This is a genomic window from Saccharothrix hoggarensis, assembly GCF_042678885.1.
Classification (GTDB): domain Bacteria; phylum Actinomycetota; class Actinomycetes; order Mycobacteriales; family Pseudonocardiaceae; genus Actinosynnema; species Actinosynnema hoggarensis.
Genome location: NZ_JBHTLK010000171.1, coordinates 1 through 15,701, shown reverse-complemented (window position 1 = coordinate 15,701; position 15,701 = coordinate 1). Strand labels below are relative to the sequence as shown.

Genomic DNA, 15,701 nt, shown 5'->3' with positions numbered 1-15,701 from the left:
GGTGGGGTCGGGGGCGGTGGGGTCGGGGGCGGTGGGGTCGGGTGGGGTGGGTCTGATTGGAGGTGGGGGGCTTGGGCAAGGATGTCCGCTTCCAGGCGGCGGAGGGGGTGGCCTGGGTCGACGCCCAGTTCGGCGCGGAGGGCTTCTCGGGCTTGGCGCAGGGTTTCCAGGGCCTCCCCCTGCCGGCCGGTGCGGTAGAGGGCCAGGGCCAGGAGCCGCCTGCCGTCCTCGCGCAGCGGGTGCCGTGCGACGTGCGCGCGCAGGTCCGGCACCGCCTCGGCCGCCTTCCCCACCGTCAACGCCACCTCGGCCCGCCGCTCCACGGCCAGCAGCCGCAGCTCGTCCAACCGGGCGGCCTCACCGCGGGCCCAGGCGTGCTCGGCGAACTCGGCGTAAGCGGGACCGCGCCACAGGGCCAGGGCCTCGTCCAGCGTGGCGTGGGCGGCTTCCGGGTGGGTTGCCGCCAAGGCGTCGGCCACTGCCGCGTCGAAGCGCCAGGCGTCCACGGCCTCCGGCGCGGCGCGCAAGGCGTAACCGGGCGGCACGGTCACCAGCAGCCGGGCAGGAGCACGGGGCGGGCGGTCGGGTTCGAGGGCCTTGCGGAGCGCGCCGACGAACGTCTGCACGGCGCCTAGCGCGCCGTCCGGCGGGGAGCCGTCCCAGAGGTCGTCGATCAGCCGCGTCACCGGCACGACCCGGCCACGGGCCACCAGCAGCCGGGCCAGGACGGCGCGGTGGCGCGGGCCCTTGAGGTCGACCGGCCCGCGCTCGTCCGCGGCCTCCAGCGGCCCCAACACCCCGAAACGCACCATCGCCGACAACGTAGCCGACCGTCCCCGACCACCGCTGATCGAGCGCTGACCGGGTGCTGATCGGTGACGTCGACAGTGGACTCACCAACGGGCAAGGAGCACCGATGTCACCGAAGATCCCCTCGTTCACCGAACGCCGGGTCACCGTCGCCGACGGCGTCGCCCTCAACGTCGCCGTGGGCGGCTCGGGCAGTCCGGTCGTGCTGCTGCACGGCTTCCCGCAGACCCACCTCATGTGGCGGCACGTCGCGGCCGACCTGGCCGCCGACCACACCGTCATCTGCCCCGACCTGCGCGGGTACGGCGACAGCGACAAGCCGGCCGACACCGACGGGCAGGCGTACTCGAAGCGGACCATGGCGGCGGACGTCGTCGCCCTCGCCCGCGCGCTCGGCCACGACCGCTTCGCGCTGGCCGGGCACGACCGGGGCGGGCTGGTCGCGATCCGCGCGGGCCTCGACCACCCGGACGCGGTCACGCACCTGGCGTCGCTGGACGTCCTGCCCACGCTGGACATGTGGGACGTGCTGCACGGCACGTCCGCCGCCGTCGCCTTCCACCTCTACCTGATGGCCCAGCCGCCCGGCCTGCCCGAGGCGATGATCAGTGCATCGGCGGACGCGTTCTTCGGCCACTTCCTCGACCTGTGGGGCGGCGACCGCGACACGATCCCGGACGACGTGCGCGCCGCCTACCTGCGGGCGTCACGCGAGGCCGTCCCGTCGATCGTCGCCGACTACCGCGCCTCGGCCACCGTCGACGTCGACCACGACCGCGCCGACCGGGAGGCCGGCAACCGGCTGCGGATGCCGGTGACCGTGCTGCAACAGGACTGGGGCGCGGCCCTCGGGTTCGACGCCGCCGCCCGCTGGCGGGACTGGGCGCCCGACCTCGTGCACCGGACGGTGTCGTGCGGTCACTTCATGGCCGAGGAGGCGCCCGCCGACGTCGTCAAAGCCCTGCGTGACCTGCTCGCCCGGTGAGGTCGCGGGCTGACGGGCTCACGCCGCGGACAGGTCGACGACCAGGAGCCGGTCCTCCCTGGCGATGACGACCATGACGTAGTCCTCGGTGGACGGCTCGCCGTCGCTGGGCGTGAGCGCGAGGGAGACGTGGACGGTGTACGTGGCGCCGTTCGCGGTGACCTCCGGCCCGTCGACGACCTCCAGCGACGTGTACCCGCCCCAGAACTGGTCGTCGTCCCACTCGGTCGGGCGGTTCTCCGGAGCCCAGTTCTGCCGTGCCGTCGCCGGGTCCTGGGGGAGGTTCGCGAAGTGGTGCAGCGCGAACGCGCTCACCTCCGCCGTGCCGGGCAGTTCCGTCGACGGCGACGCTTCGGGCTCCTCCGTCCACGTCGTCTCGGCCGTCTCGGTCGGGTCGTCGGGGTCGTTCGGGTAGGGCACGTCCGTCGCGTTCGAGGTCGGGACCGCCTCGGACGTGACGGCGGGGTTCGACGTGCGGGCCGAGTCGGACGCGCCCGCCGCCGTCCGCTGGTCGGTGTCGGGCAGGGACAGGATCACCACGGTGGTCGCGATGGCCACCGCCACCGCCGCCGCGACCGCGGGCACGACCCACCGCCGACCGTTGCCGGTGGGTGGAGGGGAGCCGGCGGTGGGCGGTCCGGACGTGGGCACGGGCGCCAGGGCCGTGCGTGCGGGAGGTGGGGCCTGGCGCGGCTGGGCGGGTGGCATGGCCCTGGCCCGCGGCCGGCTGGCCGGCGGGGTCGGCGACGTCCGGGCCGGCATCCCGCCGGAAGGGGTGGACGTCGGGGACGTCCGGATCGGCGGGTTGCCGCCAGGCGGGGTCGGTGAGGTGCGGAGCTGCGGGGTGCCGCCAGGCGGGGTGGGTGAGGTCCGGGCCTGTGAGGTGTCGCCAGGCGGGGTCGGTGAGGTGCGGAGCTGCGGGGTGCCGCCGGGCGCGGTCGGTGGGGTGCCGCTGGGCGGGGTGGGAGCCGGTGACATCGCGGCCGGGTTGCCGCCAGGCGGGGTCGGTGAGGTGCGGGTCGGCCCGGCCAGTTCGGCCAGCTGCCAGGTCGCGGCCTCGGCGGTGGGCCGGGCGGACGGGTCGTCGGCTAGCAGTCGCACGAGCAGCGGCGTGAGCGGGCCGGACCGGGTGGGCGGCACGATCCGCCCACTGGCGATGCGGTGGAGCATGCCGAGGTCGTTCTCCGACGGGCCGAACGGGGGCGTGCCCTCCACCACGGCGTAGAGCGTCGCGCCCAGGGAGAACACGTCCGCCGCCGGGCTCGGGTCGGCTCCGCGCGCGAGTTCGGGCGCGAGGTAGGCCAACGTGCCCGCGAGCATCCCCGTCCGGGTGACGGTGACGTCGCCGACCGCCCGCGAGATCCCGAAGTCCGTGATCTTCACGACTCCGTGGTGCCCGATCAGGACGTTGCCGGGCTTGATGTCCCGGTGCACCACGCCCGCCTGGTGGGCGGCGGCCAGGGCGGCGGCGATGCGACCGCCGATCCGGGCGGCCTCGGCGGGCGGCAGGGGTCCGTCCTCGGCCAGGACCGCCGACAGGCTGCGGGACGGCAGGTACTCCATCACCAGGCACGGCTTGCCGTCCTCGATGACGACGTCGAACACGCCGATCGCGTTCGGGTGCTGGAGCCGCGCCGCGATCCGCGCCTCGCGCATGGCCCGCCGGCACGCCTCGTCCACCTCCGCCGCGCCCAGGCCGGGCAGCAGGAGCTGCTTGACCGCGACCTCGCGCTGCAGCACCTCGTCGTGCGCACGCCACACCACGCCCATCGCACCACTGCCGAGCTGTTCGAGCGTGGTGTAGCGGTTCCCGACCTTGGTCACGGCGGCAGAGGCTAGTGGAGCCACAGCGTCCGCAAGACCGCTTCCCGAAGTTCCGCCGGGCGGGCGGGCGCCGGAGCGCCGGACACTGTGGGGACGCGGAGCGGGAAGGATCGGGTCCATGAACGAGCGCGTCCTGGTGACCGGCGGCACGGGCCTGCTCGGACGCGAGGTGGTCGAGCGGCTGGTGCGCGACGGACGCGACGTCCGGGTGGTGAGCCGCGGCCATCGCACGTGGGTCGGGCGACACGAGTGGGTGATCGCGGACCTTCGGTCGGGTGACGGTGTCGCGGAGGCCATGAGCGGTGTCACGACCGTCGTGCACTGCGCGACCGCGTTCGGGAGGCAGGTCGAGCCGGTGCTCGCGCGCACGATGGCCGAGGCGGCACGGCGTGCCTGCGCTCATCTGGTGTACGTGTCCATCGTCGGCGTCGACCGCGTGCCCCTCCCCTACTACCAGGGCAAACTCGCCGCCGAACGGGTGGTGGAGGAGTCGGGCGCGCCGCACACCATCCTGCGGGCCACGCAGTTCCACGACCTGCTGCGCGCGCTGTTCGCCTCGGCCGCCAGGTCGCCGGTCATGCCGGTGCCCGCGGTCCCGTTCCAGCCGGTCGACGCGGGCGAGGTGGCGGACCGCCTCGCGGACCTTGCCCTCGGTGAGCCGCGGGGTCGGGTCGCCGACCTCGGCGGCCCGCGGGTCAGGTCGGCGCGCGACCTGGCCGGGGCGTTCCTCCGGGCCACGGGACGGCGACGTCCGCTGCTGCCGGTCCGCCTGCCCGGCCGGACGTTCCGCGCCTACCGCGCGGGCGGCCACCTGGCCCCCGACCACGCGGACGGCACGGTGACGTTCGAGGACTACCTGGCCGCGCACCCGGACCCGTCCGCCACCTCCTACCGGCCCTGACCGACCGCGCGCGACGGCGAGCGACCGTGCCCGACCGTGCCCGGCGGTGAGCGACCGTGCCCGGCGGCGAGCGGGGTGGCCTACTGCGCCTCGCTCCGCTCGGTCCGGGCACGGTGGGCGCGCAGCGAGCCGGGGTGGGCCTTCGCGGACGGGTCGCGCCGCGTCTTGACCAGGCTCGCGACCGTCACCACCAGCAGCACCACGACGATCACCGCCAGGCTGAGCAGCGTCGGCACCTCGGGCACGCGCTCGTCCACGTCGGTGTGCGCCCAGTGCAGGATCAGCTTCACGCCGATGAACGCCAGGATCACCGACAACCCCGTCGACAGGTACACCAGCCGGTCCAGCAGGCCCTTCACCAGGAAGAACAGCGCGCGCAACCCCAGCAGCGCGAACGCGTTGGCCACGAACACGATGTACGGCTCGGCGGTGATGCCGAAGACCGCCGGGATCGAGTCGAGCGCGAACAGCACGTCGATGCTGCCGATCGCGAGCAGCACCACGAACAGCGGCGTCACGACCCGCCGCCCGCCGTCGCGGGTGAACAGCTTGCCGCCCGAGTAGTCGTCGGTCACCGGCAGGACCCGGCGCGCGGTCTTCACCACGACGTTGTCCTCGACGTCCGGGCTCTCGTCGCGGTGCCGGAACAGCTGCACGGCCGTGTAGATGAGCAGCAGGCCGAACGCGAGGAACACCACCGAGAACAGCGACAGCAGCGTCGCGCCGAGCGCGATGAACACCGCGCGCAGGGCCAGCGCCAGCACGATGCCGAACGTCAGGACCTTGTGCTGGTGCGCCTCGGGCACGGCGAACGTCGACATGATGATCACGAACACGAAGAGGTTGTCGACGGACAGGCTCTTCTCCACCAGGTACCCGACGAAGTACTCGGTGCCGTAGTCGCCGCCGTGGCTCAGCGTGAACCACACGCCGAACAGGACGGCGACGAGCACGTAGAACACCGACCACGCCGTCGCCTCGCGGATGCCGACCCGGTGCGGGCGCGCGACGGCCTGCACCAAGTCCACCGCGAGCAGCGCGAGGACCAGGCCGATGGTGAGCGCCCAGGTGAGACCGCTGATGTCGAGCACGGTCACCGGGCCGACGTCGGCGGCGTGGGCGGCGGCATGGGCTTCGGCGGCACGGGTTCGGGTCCGGGCGGCTCCGGGCGGCGCGGCACGGGTTCGGGGGTGACGGGGTCGGACGGGTCGGGCTGTCGTGCCCTCTGCGGCGCGGTCACGGTGTCCCTCCTCGGGTCAGGCGTTCTCGTTGCGGTGCACGACGGCCACCGAGCACGGGGCGTGGTAGAGCACGGCGTGGCTGACGGAGCCGAGCAGAGCCCGGCGGACCGCGCCGCGGCCGTGGCTGCCCACGACGAGCAGCGAGGCGTCTTTCGCGTGCTCCAGCAACGCGTGCGAGGGGCCGTCGAGGGCCACGGCGCGGCGCACCCGGACGTCCGGGTGGTCCTGCTGGTGGCCCGCCAGGCACCGCCCGATCAACGCCTCGGACTCCTCCTCCACCTGCCGCCGGTTGGCGTCCCGCTCCCGCAGCGGCGCCAGCGCCTCCACGGGCAGGTCGGCCCAGGCGTGCACGGCGAGCAGGTCGCGGCCGTGGCGCTCGGCGTGCTCGAACGCGTAGCCCGCGGCCAGGTCGCTCGTCTCCGACCCGTCCACGCCGACGACCACGGGGCCGTCCTCGGAGCCGTCGCCGCGGGCCACCACGACGGGACGGCGGTGGTTGGCCACCAGGTCGGCGGTGGTCGAGCCGAGCAGCGCCCGGGACAGCCGGGAACGGCCGGACGAGCCCAGGACCAGCACGTCCGCCCCACGGGCGACGCGGCCCAGGGCGTCGGCCGGGTGGCCGTACTCCAGCGCCGTGCGCACGTCCAGCCCCGGGCACAGCCGGGTGCAGTCGGCGGCGACCACCGCCAGCTCGTCCTCGGCGTACCGGCGGACGGCCTCCTCGCTCACGGCCTCGGGCAGCGGCACGGCCATCGGGGTGAAGGCGAGGTCCGGGACGGGTCCGCGCAGCACGTCCACGAGCAGCAGCGGGACGTCGCGGCCACGTGCCTCGCGGGCGGCCCACAGCGCGGCCGATCGTGCCTGGTCGGAGCCGTCGAAACCGGCCACGACCATCCCGTGGCCGTCGTCCCCGGGGCTGGGCATCACGTCACCTCCGCGCGGTGGCAGGACACCGGGCGGGTACCCGTCGCGGACGCCGGGGTAACCCGCGCGCCGGTCCGGGCGTAACGCCGGGCGGTCGCGCGACGACGCCATGAAGGCAGCCGCGGGTCCACCGGAGAGGCGTCGCTCATGACCGATCGGCAGTGGTGGGGCGAGGACATCGCCGTCGAGACCACCGAGGTGGACGGGCTCCCCGTCACCAGGGTCACCGGCGAGGTCGACGCGCTCGGCGTCGACCTCCTGCGCGAGGAGCTGGACGACCAGCTGGACCGCCGACCCCGGATGCTGGTCGCGGACCTGACCGGGGTGACGGTCCTCGGCTCGCTCGGCATCGGGCTGCTCCTCGACGCGCACCGCCGTGCCGCCGCCGACGGCGTGGAGTTCGCCGTGGTGGCCGCCCAGCGGGCGGTCGTGCGGCCGTTGCGGCTCACCGAGGTGGACCGGGTGCTCACCGTGCGGCCGACGCTCGCCGACGTGCTCGCGCCCGCGGCCGGCTGAGCCGGCGGGTAGCGGACGTGCCGCGGGGTAGCCCGACCGCGTGGTGTCGTTGTCGGTCGACCACGGGTTCACCGCGTACGGGCCGTCGCACTGGGTGGTGCTCGGGCTGTTCGCGGCGGGCGCCGCGACGGTGGTGGTGGTCGGCCGGCGGCAGCGCTCACGCCGGTTCCCGCGCGCGTTCGCGGCGGTCGTGCTGGGCCTCCAGGTCGGCATCCACGTCTACCTGATGCTGCCGCCGCGCTGGGACGTCCGGTCCTCGCTGCCGCTGCAGCTGTCGGACCTGGCGGGGCCGGTCGCCGCGTGGGCGTTGTGGTCGGGCAGCCGGTGGGCGTTCGCGCTCACGTACTACTGGGGTCTGACGTTGAGCGTGCAGGCGCTCGTCACGCCGGTGTTGCGGGTCGACTTCCCGGACGTCGGGTTCCTGCTGTTCTGGGCCACGCACCTGTTCGTCGTCTGGGCGGCGGTCTACCTGACCTGGGGCCTGCGCCGGCGGCCCGGCTGGCGTGACTACCGGCTGGCCGTGCTGGTCACCGTCACGTGGGCGGCGGCGGTGTTCGCCCTGAACGTGGTTCTGGGGTCCAACTACGGCTACCTGAACCGGAAACCGGCGACCGCGTCCGTGCTGGACCTGCTCGGCGACTGGCCGTGGTACCTCGTGCCCGAGGCGGCGGCCGTGCTCGGCGTGTGGGCGTTGATGACGTGGCCGTGGACGAGGACCCGGACCGCATGAGCGAGCACCGGGACACCGCGGCACGCCGAAGACCACCTGGCGGCAGGACGTCGACGCGCTCGGCCGGGTCGCCTTCGACAATGGGCTCGCGAACACCGTCGGAAACGGGCGAAAATGACGGACCCCGCATTCCACCGGGGCGGAACGGGGGGTCCGGTCAATGCTCACCTACCGCTGCGGTACGCGATCCACGCGTCCTGCATGCGGGTGTTCTGGCCCGGCGTGAACTGGTTGTAGCAGTCGTCGTAGGAATAGTCCATGTAGTTGTGGATGGGGTCGAGGCCCGGCAGCGAGCAGGAGTCGCGGCCCTCCGGACAGCCCGACGTGGAGCCGGACTGCGCGGGGGTGTCGGCCACCTCGTCGTTGGTCGCCGTGCAGCCGCCCTGGAACGTGTGCCAGAGGCCCATCCAGTGGCCGACCTCGTGGGTCAGCGTCTTGCCGAGGTTGAAGTTCACGGCGCTGCCACCGGGGACGCTGGAGTAGTCGATCACCACGCCGTCCAGCAGCGGGTCGCGGGCGTACCAGCTCGGGAAGGTGGCGAAGCCGAGGCCGTTGATGTCGACCGACCACACGTTGAGGGTGCTCGCGCCGCCCACGCGGGTCGCCGACTTCATCTGCTTCTCGACGCGCGCCTTGTCCGTGCCGGTGAACCAGGTGTTGTTCGACCAGCGCTTGGTCTCCTGCAGGACGAACGTGAAACCGGTGTCGGCGGCCACGCCGGGGGCCTCGGCGCCCGCGAAGCCCTCGTTGAGCACGCGCACCTGCTGCGCGACCGTCGCGTCGGTCATCGCGCCGACGCCGCCCGTGCCGGTCACGACGTGGAACACGACGGGGATCGTGCCGCCCGCGGCGGCCTGGAAGCGGCCCTCGGCCTTCGCGGCGGCGACGCGTTCGCGCAGGTCGCGGTTCATCCGCTCGGCTTCGGCCTGGCTGATCTCGTTGCGCTCCTGGCCCTGGGCGCCGGGCTTGGCGCGGGCGGCGGACGAGGTGTCGACGCACTCGATCGAGCGCTGCGCCACGGCGGACGTGCTGCCGTCCGCGGTCGGGCCCAGGACGGTGAGCGCGCCGAGGGCGAGCGCGCCGGCGAGCAGGGTCGCGCGACGCCGGTGGTGGTGGGTTTCGAGCATGCGGAGTCCTCCGTGCAGGGTGGGGACGGGGCCTTTCGCGCCCCGCGGAATGATGGCCCAACGAGAACGGGAGGAATAGGCCGCGATTCGAATCCTGCCGCATTCGTGACGTTGACCGGTTCACTTGACGCACCGTTGACGAAAGGCCCGACTTTCGTCGCTTGCCCGTCCGGGAAACGGCTGCTACCACGCGGTCGGCGACGGGCGCGGATCGGGGGTGAATCGCGTCTCGCGGCGAAACCCGGTGGACAGCGGGCCGGTGCTCACCGCAGAGTGCGCCCGGTGACAGCGGAGGACGTGCGTTTCATCGAGCTCGACGGCCGGGTCATGGCCGCCCTGGTCGACGGTGACCTGACGGCGGCCGAGGTGCCGCTGACCGGGTACTTCCTGACCGACCGGGCGCGGTGGCTGTGGCGGTACCGGCTGGTCCAGATCGCGGCCGACCCCGCCGGCGCCCGGTGGATGGCGCGGCTCGCCCTGGTGGACGGCGACGCGGTCGTCGGGCACGCCGGGTTCCACGGTCCGCCCGACGCCGACGGCATGGTCGAGGTCGGCTACTCCGTCGACCCCGCGTTCCGCCGGCGCGGGTACGCCAGGGCGGCGCTGGCGGAACTGCTGCGCCGGGCCGCCGCCGAACCGGACGTGCGGACCGTGCGGGCGACCATCGCGCCAGACAACGCGGCGTCGCTCGCGACGATCGCCGGGTTCGGGTTCGCCGAGGTCGGCGAGCAGTGGGACGAGGAGGACGGGCTGGAGCTGGTCTTCGAGCGCCCCGTGGCCTGAGTGCCGGGCGTGACGCGGTCGGCAGGCCCGACCCGGTGGCGAGATCGGCGGCGGATCGCCGGTCCCGCCACCGAGCCGTTCAGCGGTTCAGGTGTTGCAGCCGTTCAGGTGTTGCAGTTCAGGCGTTGCCGCCGTTCAGGTGGTGAAGGCGCTCAGCCGGTGAAGCGGAACACGTACAGGCCGCGGTCGCGATCGCCGGCCGGCACGTACTTCTCCCCGTTCTCGTCCTTCCACACCTCGACGCCCCAGAAGTTGTCGCCGCCCTCGTCGATGAACGCGCCGACCTCGCGCATGCCGTCGCGGTCGTACTCCACGACGCGCAGCCCGGCCGTGTAGTACGACAGGTATGCCGTCTCGCCGTCGTCGGGGTCCATCGCCACCTCGTGCACCGACAGGTCGCCGAACCCGCGCGCGCACCCTACGAGGTTGAATAGTAGATTGGTAGGGACTACCCGGAGGACGTTGCGGACGAGGGGCGCGGTCAGCCGCGGGAAGCGTTGTCGCGGAAGGTTTCGCGACGCCGAGCCCTGCGGCGCGCGAGCACCACGCCCGGCACGACCAGCAGCACCGCCACGGCGAGCAGGGGCCACGGCCCGATCGCCGTCAGCGCCTCCACCAACGCGCCCTGGACGACACCCGCCGCTTCGATCACGGGGTCGGCGGGATCGGCGTCGCCGAAGAACAGCCGGAGCTCGTACACGCCGTAGTAGGCCACGTAGGCGCCGACCAGCACCAGCAGCACGCCACCGAGCCGCGAGACGTGGGGCAGCAACGCGCGGGCACGCGTGGCGAGCGTGTTGTCGGCCATCGTGGCGGCGACGGCGAGCACGCCGACCACCAGGCCCATGCCCAGCGCGTAGGCGAGGAACGCCACGACGCCCTCGACCACGTCGGCGCCGCCCAGCGCCGTGCCGACGACCGCGAGGAACGGGCCGATGGTGCACGACAGCGACGCCGTCGCGTAGGCCACGCCGTAGCCGAACATCGAACCCAGCCGCCGGGTCGGCGCGCCCTTCGTCGGCTTGGGCAGGAGCACCGTCATGGTCCGGCCGGCCACGAGCAGCGCGCCGGTGACGACCAGGGCCGCGCCGATGACGACGGTGACGAACGGCAGGTAGCGCTGCACCGACGCGGCGACCGGCGCGACGACCAGGCCGAAGACGCCGAACACCACCACGAACCCGGCGGTCATGACGGCGCTCGCCGCCAGCGCCCGGCCGACCCCGCCGGACCGCCTTACGTCGCCGGACCGCCCGCCGACGCCGACCCCGCCGGACCGCCCTCCGTCGCCGTGGACGACCAGCGCGAGGTAGGCGGGCAGCATGGCGAACCCGCACGGGTTCACCGTCGCCACCATGCCCGCCAACGCCGCCAGCAGGACGACGTCGGCCATCACGACCCCGAGAGGGCGGCGACCCGGTCGCGCAGCTCCCGCTCCGACAGCTGGGTCGTCACGACGTCCACCTCGCCGTCACGGGTGACGAACGCGTACGCGGGCTGGGCCGTGACGCCGAACCGCTTCCACACGGCGGTGTCGGTGTCCGCGAGGTGCCGGAACCCGCCGAGGTCGTACCGGTCGACGAACTCGCGCATGGCGGGCACCTCGTCCAGCGCGGCGACGCCGAGGAACGTGACCGAGGGGTTGTCCTTGGCGGTGGCCGACACGCCGGGCGCCTCGCGTCGGCAGTTCGGGCACCACGGCGCCCAGAACCACAGGACGGCGGGCTTGCCCGCCAGAGCCTCCCCGGAGAGGTCCGCCCCGTCGATCGTCTTGCCGGTGAACTTGAGCTGCTCGGCGACCCGTGCGGCCGGCGCGGGTTCGCCGGAACCCGGAGCCGCCGTGGTCGCCTGCGCCGCGGACGTCGTGCCGGCCGTGGACGACGGGGCGCCGCCGCCGGAACGCATGGCCGTCCCGCAGCTCGCCACCAGGGTCAGCAGGGCCAGCAGGGCGGCAACGGGCGCGGACTTCCGAAGCATCGACTACACCTCCGAGGGGTACGGGGCTTGATCCTCCCGCAACGGCCGTCACGTGGGCATTACGAACCCCTGACGTCCACACCCGTGCCGCGCCGCAGGCCTGTTCGTCAGGAATTCTCCTACTTGGCCGCTGTGTCGTGACTTGCCGGCCCCTAAGCTGACCGACGACCCCTGCCGCGCATCCCCCGCACCCGCCCTGCAACCCGGGTCGACGAGGGCTGCCCGTCGAAAGGACGGTTCCCCCATGCGTACCGGTCGATTCCGCGCCGCCCTCGTGGCCGCCGCCGTGGCACTGCTGAGCATCACCGGCGCGACCACGGCCTCGGCCGCTCCCGCCACCGGCCAGGACGTCGCCTTCCAACCCGCGGCCGAGACCCCGGTCACGGCCCTGGTGACGAAGCTGTCCCACTCCGAGGCGGCGGCGCGGTTCCGCGCCGCCGGCATCACCTGGTCGTCCAGCGGCAACTGCAGCAACCGCTACAACTCCACCTGCACGTCGTTCGAGCAGATCAACCTGACCACCGTCCAGGGCGCGGAAACCCTCAAGAGGGCCAGCGGCTGCGCCATGAACATCACCGGCGGCACCGAGACCGGCCACGCCAGCGGCACCTACAGCCACTGGAACGGCTACAAGCTCGACTACAGCCTCTACAGCTGCCTCGGCAACTACATCCGGGGCAACTTCACCTACATCGGCGGCAACAAGTGGCAGTCCGGCTCCGGGAACATCTACTACCTGGAGAGCAACCACTGGGACGTGACCTACTACAACTGCGGCGGCTGCTGACGCCGACGTGCCAAGGGGGGACCGGTCGCCACAACCGGTCCCCCCTCTCTCCCGCTCCCGTCGGGTCTCATCCGAACGCCTCCACCTCCAGCCGCCCGACCGATCCCGCGCCGCTCCGGAGCAGCGCGAGTCGACGTCGGCGCGGCGAGTCACGCCGGGGCGCGTCCACTCCGGACAGTCGTCGCACGCGCCCGAACGGCGTGACGCCCTGCGGCTTGTAGACGCTGAGCGCGATGGCGGCGACGAGGACGACCAGGGCCGCCACCGCGTCGGCGAGCAGCTGCACGCGCAGCCGTCGAACGCGGGACCGAGCGACGACGGGTCCGCCGCCGCCGACGCCAGGTGGTCGATGGGCGCGCTGCCGCACCTGCGCCACCACTGACACCGGCCCGTCGCATACCTCCCAGGGGTATGTGACGGGCCGACTGGCGCCCTTCCCGTTCGCCGGGCGAGGGGTCAGACCTCCGCGGGCACCCGCTCGGCGACCCGCCCGCGCAGGGTGACCGCCGCCAGGACCGCCGCGACCAGGGCGACCACGGCCGCGCCGGCGAAGGCCGCCGAGTAGCCGTCGGTCAACGCGACCGCGTCACCCAGCCGGTCCGCGCCCCGCGACGTCGCCACCGCGGTCATCGCGGCGAGCCCGAGCGCCGAGCCGATCTGGTACGTGGTGTTCACGATGCCGGAGGCGAGCCCGCCCTCCTCCGGCGCCACGCCGCCGATCGCGCTCAGCGTGGCCGGGATGAAGACCAGCGCCATGCCGACCGCCGAGATCAGCGAGCCGGGCAGGACGTCCGCCAGGAAGCTGCCGCCGGGGTCGGCGGCGGCCAGCAGCCCGAGGCCGACGGCCAGCACGGCCAGGCCGGAGACGATCAGCGGCTTGGTGCCGAAGCGGCCGATGAGCCGACCGGTCACCGTGGTCATCAGCACCGTCATCAGCGCGGTCATCGGGAGCAGCGCCGCGCCGCTGGCGAACGAGTCGAAGCCGAGCACCTGCTGCACGTAGAGGTTGAGGAAGTACCACATCGGGATCCACGCCGCGCCCAGCAACGCCATCGCGACGTTCGCCGCCGCCAGGTCGGGCGCGCGCCAGACCCGCAACGGCATCAACGGGTTCCCGGCCACGCGCTGCAGGAGCACGAACGCCGCCAGCAGGACCAGGGCCGCGCCGAGCTGCACGAGCGTCGCGGTCGACGTCCAGCCCCGCTCGGGCGCCTGCACGACGGCGTACACGGCGAGCGCGAGGCCGCCGGTCACCGCGACCGCTCCCCCGACGTCCAGCCCGCCGCGCCGGCCGGGGACCGCGGGCAGCAGCTTCGGCGTGAGCGCGAGCGTGAGCAGGCCGATCGGGAGGTAGATGACGAACACCCACGGCCAGCTCAGCCACTCGGTGATCACGCCGCCGAGGAACACGCCCGCCGTGCCGCCGGCCGGGGCCGCGGCGCCGTAGAACGCCATCGCCTTCGGCAGCTCGTTCGGCTGACCGGCGAACAGGACCATGAGCAACGTCATCGCGGCCGGTGCGATGAGCGCCGCGCCGACGCCCTGCACGGCCCGCCCGACGACCTCCGTGCCCGCACCGGTCGCCGCGGCGGCGACCACCGAGCCGACGATGAGCGTCGTCCAGCCGGCCGCGAACACGCGGCGCGCGCCCCAGAGGTCGGAGAGCCTGCCGCCGAGCAGCAGGAGACCGCCCAGCGCGACGGCGTAGGCGTTGAACACCCACTGGAGCCCGCCGGGCGTGAAACCCAGGTCGCGCTGCATGTCCGGCAGCGCCACGGCGATGATCGAGGTGTCCATGATGACCATGAACTGCGCCGCGGCGAGCACGACGAGTGCCCACCAGCGCCGAGGGTCGGGGTTCATGCCGGGTCCTTCCGTCTCCGGCGCGGCTGCGCCGGTCCGATCGGTGCTCCGATCGCGGTTTCCATACCCTAAGGGGGTATTTGTGAGAGCGACCGTAACATACCCCCTAGGGGTATTAATGTGACGTGGCTCACCATGATCGCCGACGCCTGCGGATAGCATGGGCCCCGCCGAAAGGGGCGTCATGCGAGGACTGGGCGAGTTGGAAGCAGCGGTGATGGACGTGCTGTGGCGCACGGCGGAACCGCTGAAGGTCCGCGAGGTCCTGGAACGGCTGGACACGGGCAAGCAGCTCGCCTACACCACCGTCATGACGGTCCTCGACAACCTGCACCGCAAGGGGTGGGTGGTGCGCGAGCTGGAGGGCAAGGCGTACCGGTACCAGCCGGCGATGAGCCGCGCCGAGGCCGCGTCGGCGGCGCTGCGGGACGTGCTCGCCGCGTCCGGCGACCCGGAGGCCGTGCTGCTGCACTTCGCGCGGTCCGCGTCCGACCGGGAGACCGAGCTGTTGCGCAAGGCGCTGCCCCGGAAGCCGCGCCGCGGGTGACCGTCGCGGTCGCGCTGCTGCTCGGGGCAGGGCTGGTCGCCTGGGTCGCGCCGGGCCGGCTGCGCCGCCTCGCGACGTCCGGCGCCCACCCGCGCGTGGTGCTGGTGGCGTGGCTGTCGTCCCTCGTCAGCGTGCTGGTCACCGCCGGTCTCGCGGTCACCGCGCTCCTCCTGCCCGACCACGGCGCGCACGCGTTCATCGGCTTCCCCGACTGCTTCGACGCGCTGCTGCACGGCCTCACGCCCGAGGCCGAGGCATTGAGCGGCGTGGTCGGCGTGCTGATGCTGGCCGGGCTGCTGGTGCGGCTCGCCGTCATGGCCACGCGGACGGCCCGGCGGCGGGCGCGCGCACGGCGCGACCACCTGGCCGTGCTGCGGCCGGCGGCGCGGTCCGAGCCGGGTCGGCCGACCACGCTGTGGCTCGACCACGAGGAGCCGATGGCGTTCAGCCTGGCCGGCTACCCCGGCGTCGTCGTCGCGACCGAGGGCCTGCACCGCACGCTGGCCGGCGCGCAGGTCGACGCGGTGCTGGTGCACGAGCGGGCGCACCTGAGCGGCCGGCACCACCTCGTCGTCACGGCGGCCGACGCGCTGTCCGCGATGCTGCCGTTCCTGCCGCTGTTCCGGCGGACGCCGGCCGCCGTGCGCGACCTGGTCGAGCTGGCGGCGGACGCGGCGGCCGAGCTG

19 protein-coding genes are annotated in these 15,701 nt (G+C 73.7%); 8 read left to right on the top strand and 11 right to left on the bottom strand.

Annotated elements, in window-relative coordinates:
• Positions 1-812, bottom strand: an 812-nt coding sequence (locus tag ACFQ3T_RS26195; RefSeq protein WP_380726893.1) for an AfsR/SARP family transcriptional regulator, incomplete at its 3' end; no start/stop codon positions are given.
• Positions 813-916: 104 nt separating this feature from the next.
• On the opposite strand from ACFQ3T_RS26195, the gene ACFQ3T_RS26190 reads away from it, so the two are divergent.
• Positions 917-1,795, top strand: a complete 879-nt coding sequence (locus tag ACFQ3T_RS26190) for an alpha/beta fold hydrolase (RefSeq protein WP_380726891.1) — start codon at positions 917-919, stop codon at positions 1,793-1,795.
• A gap of 18 nt (positions 1,796-1,813) precedes the next feature.
• Here the strand turns inward: ACFQ3T_RS26190 and ACFQ3T_RS26185 are convergent, their stop codons facing one another.
• Complete coding sequence (locus tag ACFQ3T_RS26185; protein ID WP_380726889.1) at positions 1,814-3,619, bottom strand: serine/threonine-protein kinase; 1,806 nt, start codon at positions 3,617-3,619, stop codon at positions 1,814-1,816.
• Positions 3,620-3,737: 118 nt separating this feature from the next.
• Here ACFQ3T_RS26185 and ACFQ3T_RS26180 point away from each other — a divergent pair, with 118 nt between their 5' ends.
• Positions 3,738-4,520: an SDR family oxidoreductase gene (locus ACFQ3T_RS26180; RefSeq protein WP_380726887.1), complete on the top strand. Its 783-nt coding sequence runs from the start codon at positions 3,738-3,740 to the stop codon at positions 4,518-4,520.
• 80 nt (positions 4,521-4,600) lie between these two features.
• Here ACFQ3T_RS26180 and ACFQ3T_RS26175 read toward each other — a convergent pair whose 3' ends face one another.
• From ACFQ3T_RS26175 to ACFQ3T_RS26165, 3 genes are read right to left on the bottom strand one after another with little or no spacing between them, the layout of a single operon-like run.
• On the bottom strand, positions 4,601-5,611 hold the full coding sequence (locus ACFQ3T_RS26175) for a TerC/Alx family metal homeostasis membrane protein (RefSeq protein ID WP_380726895.1): 1,011 nt from the start codon (positions 5,609-5,611) through the stop codon (positions 4,601-4,603).
• 2 nt (positions 5,612-5,613) lie between these two features.
• On the bottom strand, positions 5,614-5,760 hold the full coding sequence (locus ACFQ3T_RS26170) for a hypothetical protein (RefSeq protein WP_380726886.1): 147 nt from the start codon (positions 5,758-5,760) through the stop codon (positions 5,614-5,616).
• Positions 5,761-5,776: 16 nt separating this feature from the next.
• Entirely contained in the window at positions 5,777-6,685 is a 909-nt protein-coding gene (locus ACFQ3T_RS26165) for a universal stress protein (protein WP_380726884.1), read from the bottom strand.
• A 147-nt stretch (positions 6,686-6,832) separates the two neighbouring features.
• Between ACFQ3T_RS26165 and ACFQ3T_RS26160 the strand changes: the two genes are divergently transcribed.
• Positions 6,833-7,201, top strand: a complete 369-nt coding sequence (locus ACFQ3T_RS26160; protein ID WP_380726882.1) for an anti-sigma factor antagonist — start codon at positions 6,833-6,835, stop codon at positions 7,199-7,201.
• A 40-nt stretch (positions 7,202-7,241) separates the two neighbouring features.
• On the top strand, positions 7,242-7,931 hold the full coding sequence (locus ACFQ3T_RS26155) for a YwaF family protein (RefSeq protein ID WP_380726880.1): 690 nt from the start codon (positions 7,242-7,244) through the stop codon (positions 7,929-7,931).
• Between the two features lie 164 nt (positions 7,932-8,095).
• On the opposite strand, the gene ACFQ3T_RS26150 is transcribed toward ACFQ3T_RS26155, so the two are convergent.
• Entirely contained in the window at positions 8,096-9,058 is a 963-nt protein-coding gene (locus tag ACFQ3T_RS26150; RefSeq protein WP_380726878.1) for a zinc metalloprotease, read from the bottom strand.
• 297 nt (positions 9,059-9,355) lie between these two features.
• On the opposite strand from ACFQ3T_RS26150, the gene ACFQ3T_RS26145 reads away from it, so the two are divergent.
• Positions 9,356-9,841, top strand: a complete 486-nt coding sequence (locus ACFQ3T_RS26145) for a GNAT family N-acetyltransferase (protein ID WP_380726876.1) — start codon at positions 9,356-9,358, stop codon at positions 9,839-9,841.
• A gap of 152 nt (positions 9,842-9,993) precedes the next feature.
• Here ACFQ3T_RS26145 and ACFQ3T_RS26140 read toward each other — a convergent pair whose 3' ends face one another.
• From ACFQ3T_RS26140 to ACFQ3T_RS26130, 3 genes are all read right to left on the bottom strand, one after another.
• Positions 9,994-10,215: an LVIVD repeat-containing protein gene (locus ACFQ3T_RS26140; RefSeq protein WP_380726874.1), complete on the bottom strand. Its 222-nt coding sequence runs from the start codon at positions 10,213-10,215 to the stop codon at positions 9,994-9,996.
• A gap of 107 nt (positions 10,216-10,322) precedes the next feature.
• Positions 10,323-11,234, bottom strand: coding sequence for a cytochrome c biogenesis CcdA family protein (locus tag ACFQ3T_RS26135; RefSeq protein WP_380726872.1), 912 nt, complete (start codon positions 11,232-11,234; stop codon positions 10,323-10,325).
• A complete protein-coding gene (locus ACFQ3T_RS26130) occupies positions 11,234-11,818 on the bottom strand; it encodes a protein disulfide oxidoreductase (RefSeq protein ID WP_380726870.1) in 585 nt (194 codons plus the stop codon). Before ACFQ3T_RS26130 ends, ACFQ3T_RS26135 begins: the two co-directional genes overlap by 1 nt.
• Before the next feature lie 244 nt (positions 11,819-12,062).
• Here ACFQ3T_RS26130 and ACFQ3T_RS26125 point away from each other — a divergent pair, with 244 nt between their 5' ends.
• A complete protein-coding gene (locus ACFQ3T_RS26125) occupies positions 12,063-12,605 on the top strand; it encodes a hypothetical protein (RefSeq protein ID WP_380726868.1) in 543 nt (180 codons plus the stop codon).
• A 67-nt stretch (positions 12,606-12,672) separates the two neighbouring features.
• On the opposite strand, the gene ACFQ3T_RS26120 is transcribed toward ACFQ3T_RS26125, so the two are convergent.
• Together ACFQ3T_RS26120 and ACFQ3T_RS26115 are read right to left on the bottom strand one after the other, a co-directional pair.
• Complete coding sequence (locus ACFQ3T_RS26120; RefSeq protein ID WP_380726866.1) at positions 12,673-12,891, bottom strand: hypothetical protein; 219 nt, start codon at positions 12,889-12,891, stop codon at positions 12,673-12,675.
• Between the two features lie 170 nt (positions 12,892-13,061).
• Positions 13,062-14,468, bottom strand: coding sequence for an MFS transporter (locus ACFQ3T_RS26115; protein WP_380726864.1), 1,407 nt, complete (start codon positions 14,466-14,468; stop codon positions 13,062-13,064).
• Positions 14,469-14,652: 184 nt separating this feature from the next.
• Between ACFQ3T_RS26115 and ACFQ3T_RS26110 the strand changes: the two genes are divergently transcribed.
• Both ACFQ3T_RS26110 and ACFQ3T_RS26105 read left to right on the top strand, forming a co-directional pair.
• Entirely contained in the window at positions 14,653-15,015 is a 363-nt protein-coding gene (locus tag ACFQ3T_RS26110; protein ID WP_380726862.1) for a BlaI/MecI/CopY family transcriptional regulator, read from the top strand.
• Positions 15,012-15,701 (top strand): M56 family metallopeptidase (locus ACFQ3T_RS26105; RefSeq protein ID WP_380726860.1); only part of this gene is annotated, 690 nt, incomplete at its 3' end. The genes ACFQ3T_RS26110 and ACFQ3T_RS26105, both read left to right, overlap by 4 nt.

Coding starts and splice junctions, on each gene's coding strand:
- ACFQ3T_RS26190 (WP_380726891.1), top strand. CDS start 917: ATGTCACCGAAGATCCCCTCGTTCACCGAACGCCGGGTCACCGTCGCC.
- ACFQ3T_RS26180 (WP_380726887.1), top strand. CDS start 3,738: ATGAACGAGCGCGTCCTGGTGACCGGCGGCACGGGCCTGCTCGGACGC.
- ACFQ3T_RS26165 (WP_380726884.1), bottom strand. CDS start 6,685: ATGCCCAGCCCCGGGGACGACGGCCACGGGATGGTCGTGGCCGGTTTC.
- ACFQ3T_RS26160 (WP_380726882.1), top strand. CDS start 6,833: ATGACCGATCGGCAGTGGTGGGGCGAGGACATCGCCGTCGAGACCACC.
- ACFQ3T_RS26150 (WP_380726878.1), bottom strand. CDS start 9,058: ATGCTCGAAACCCACCACCACCGGCGTCGCGCGACCCTGCTCGCCGGC.
- ACFQ3T_RS26140 (WP_380726874.1), bottom strand. CDS start 10,215: ATGGACCCCGACGACGGCGAGACGGCATACCTGTCGTACTACACGGCC.
- ACFQ3T_RS26135 (WP_380726872.1), bottom strand. CDS start 11,234: ATGGCCGACGTCGTCCTGCTGGCGGCGTTGGCGGGCATGGTGGCGACG.
- ACFQ3T_RS26130 (WP_380726870.1), bottom strand. CDS start 11,818: ATGCTTCGGAAGTCCGCGCCCGTTGCCGCCCTGCTGGCCCTGCTGACC.
- ACFQ3T_RS26125 (WP_380726868.1), top strand. CDS start 12,063: ATGCGTACCGGTCGATTCCGCGCCGCCCTCGTGGCCGCCGCCGTGGCA.
- ACFQ3T_RS26115 (WP_380726864.1), bottom strand. CDS start 14,468: ATGAACCCCGACCCTCGGCGCTGGTGGGCACTCGTCGTGCTCGCCGCG.
- ACFQ3T_RS26110 (WP_380726862.1), top strand. CDS start 14,653: ATGCGAGGACTGGGCGAGTTGGAAGCAGCGGTGATGGACGTGCTGTGG.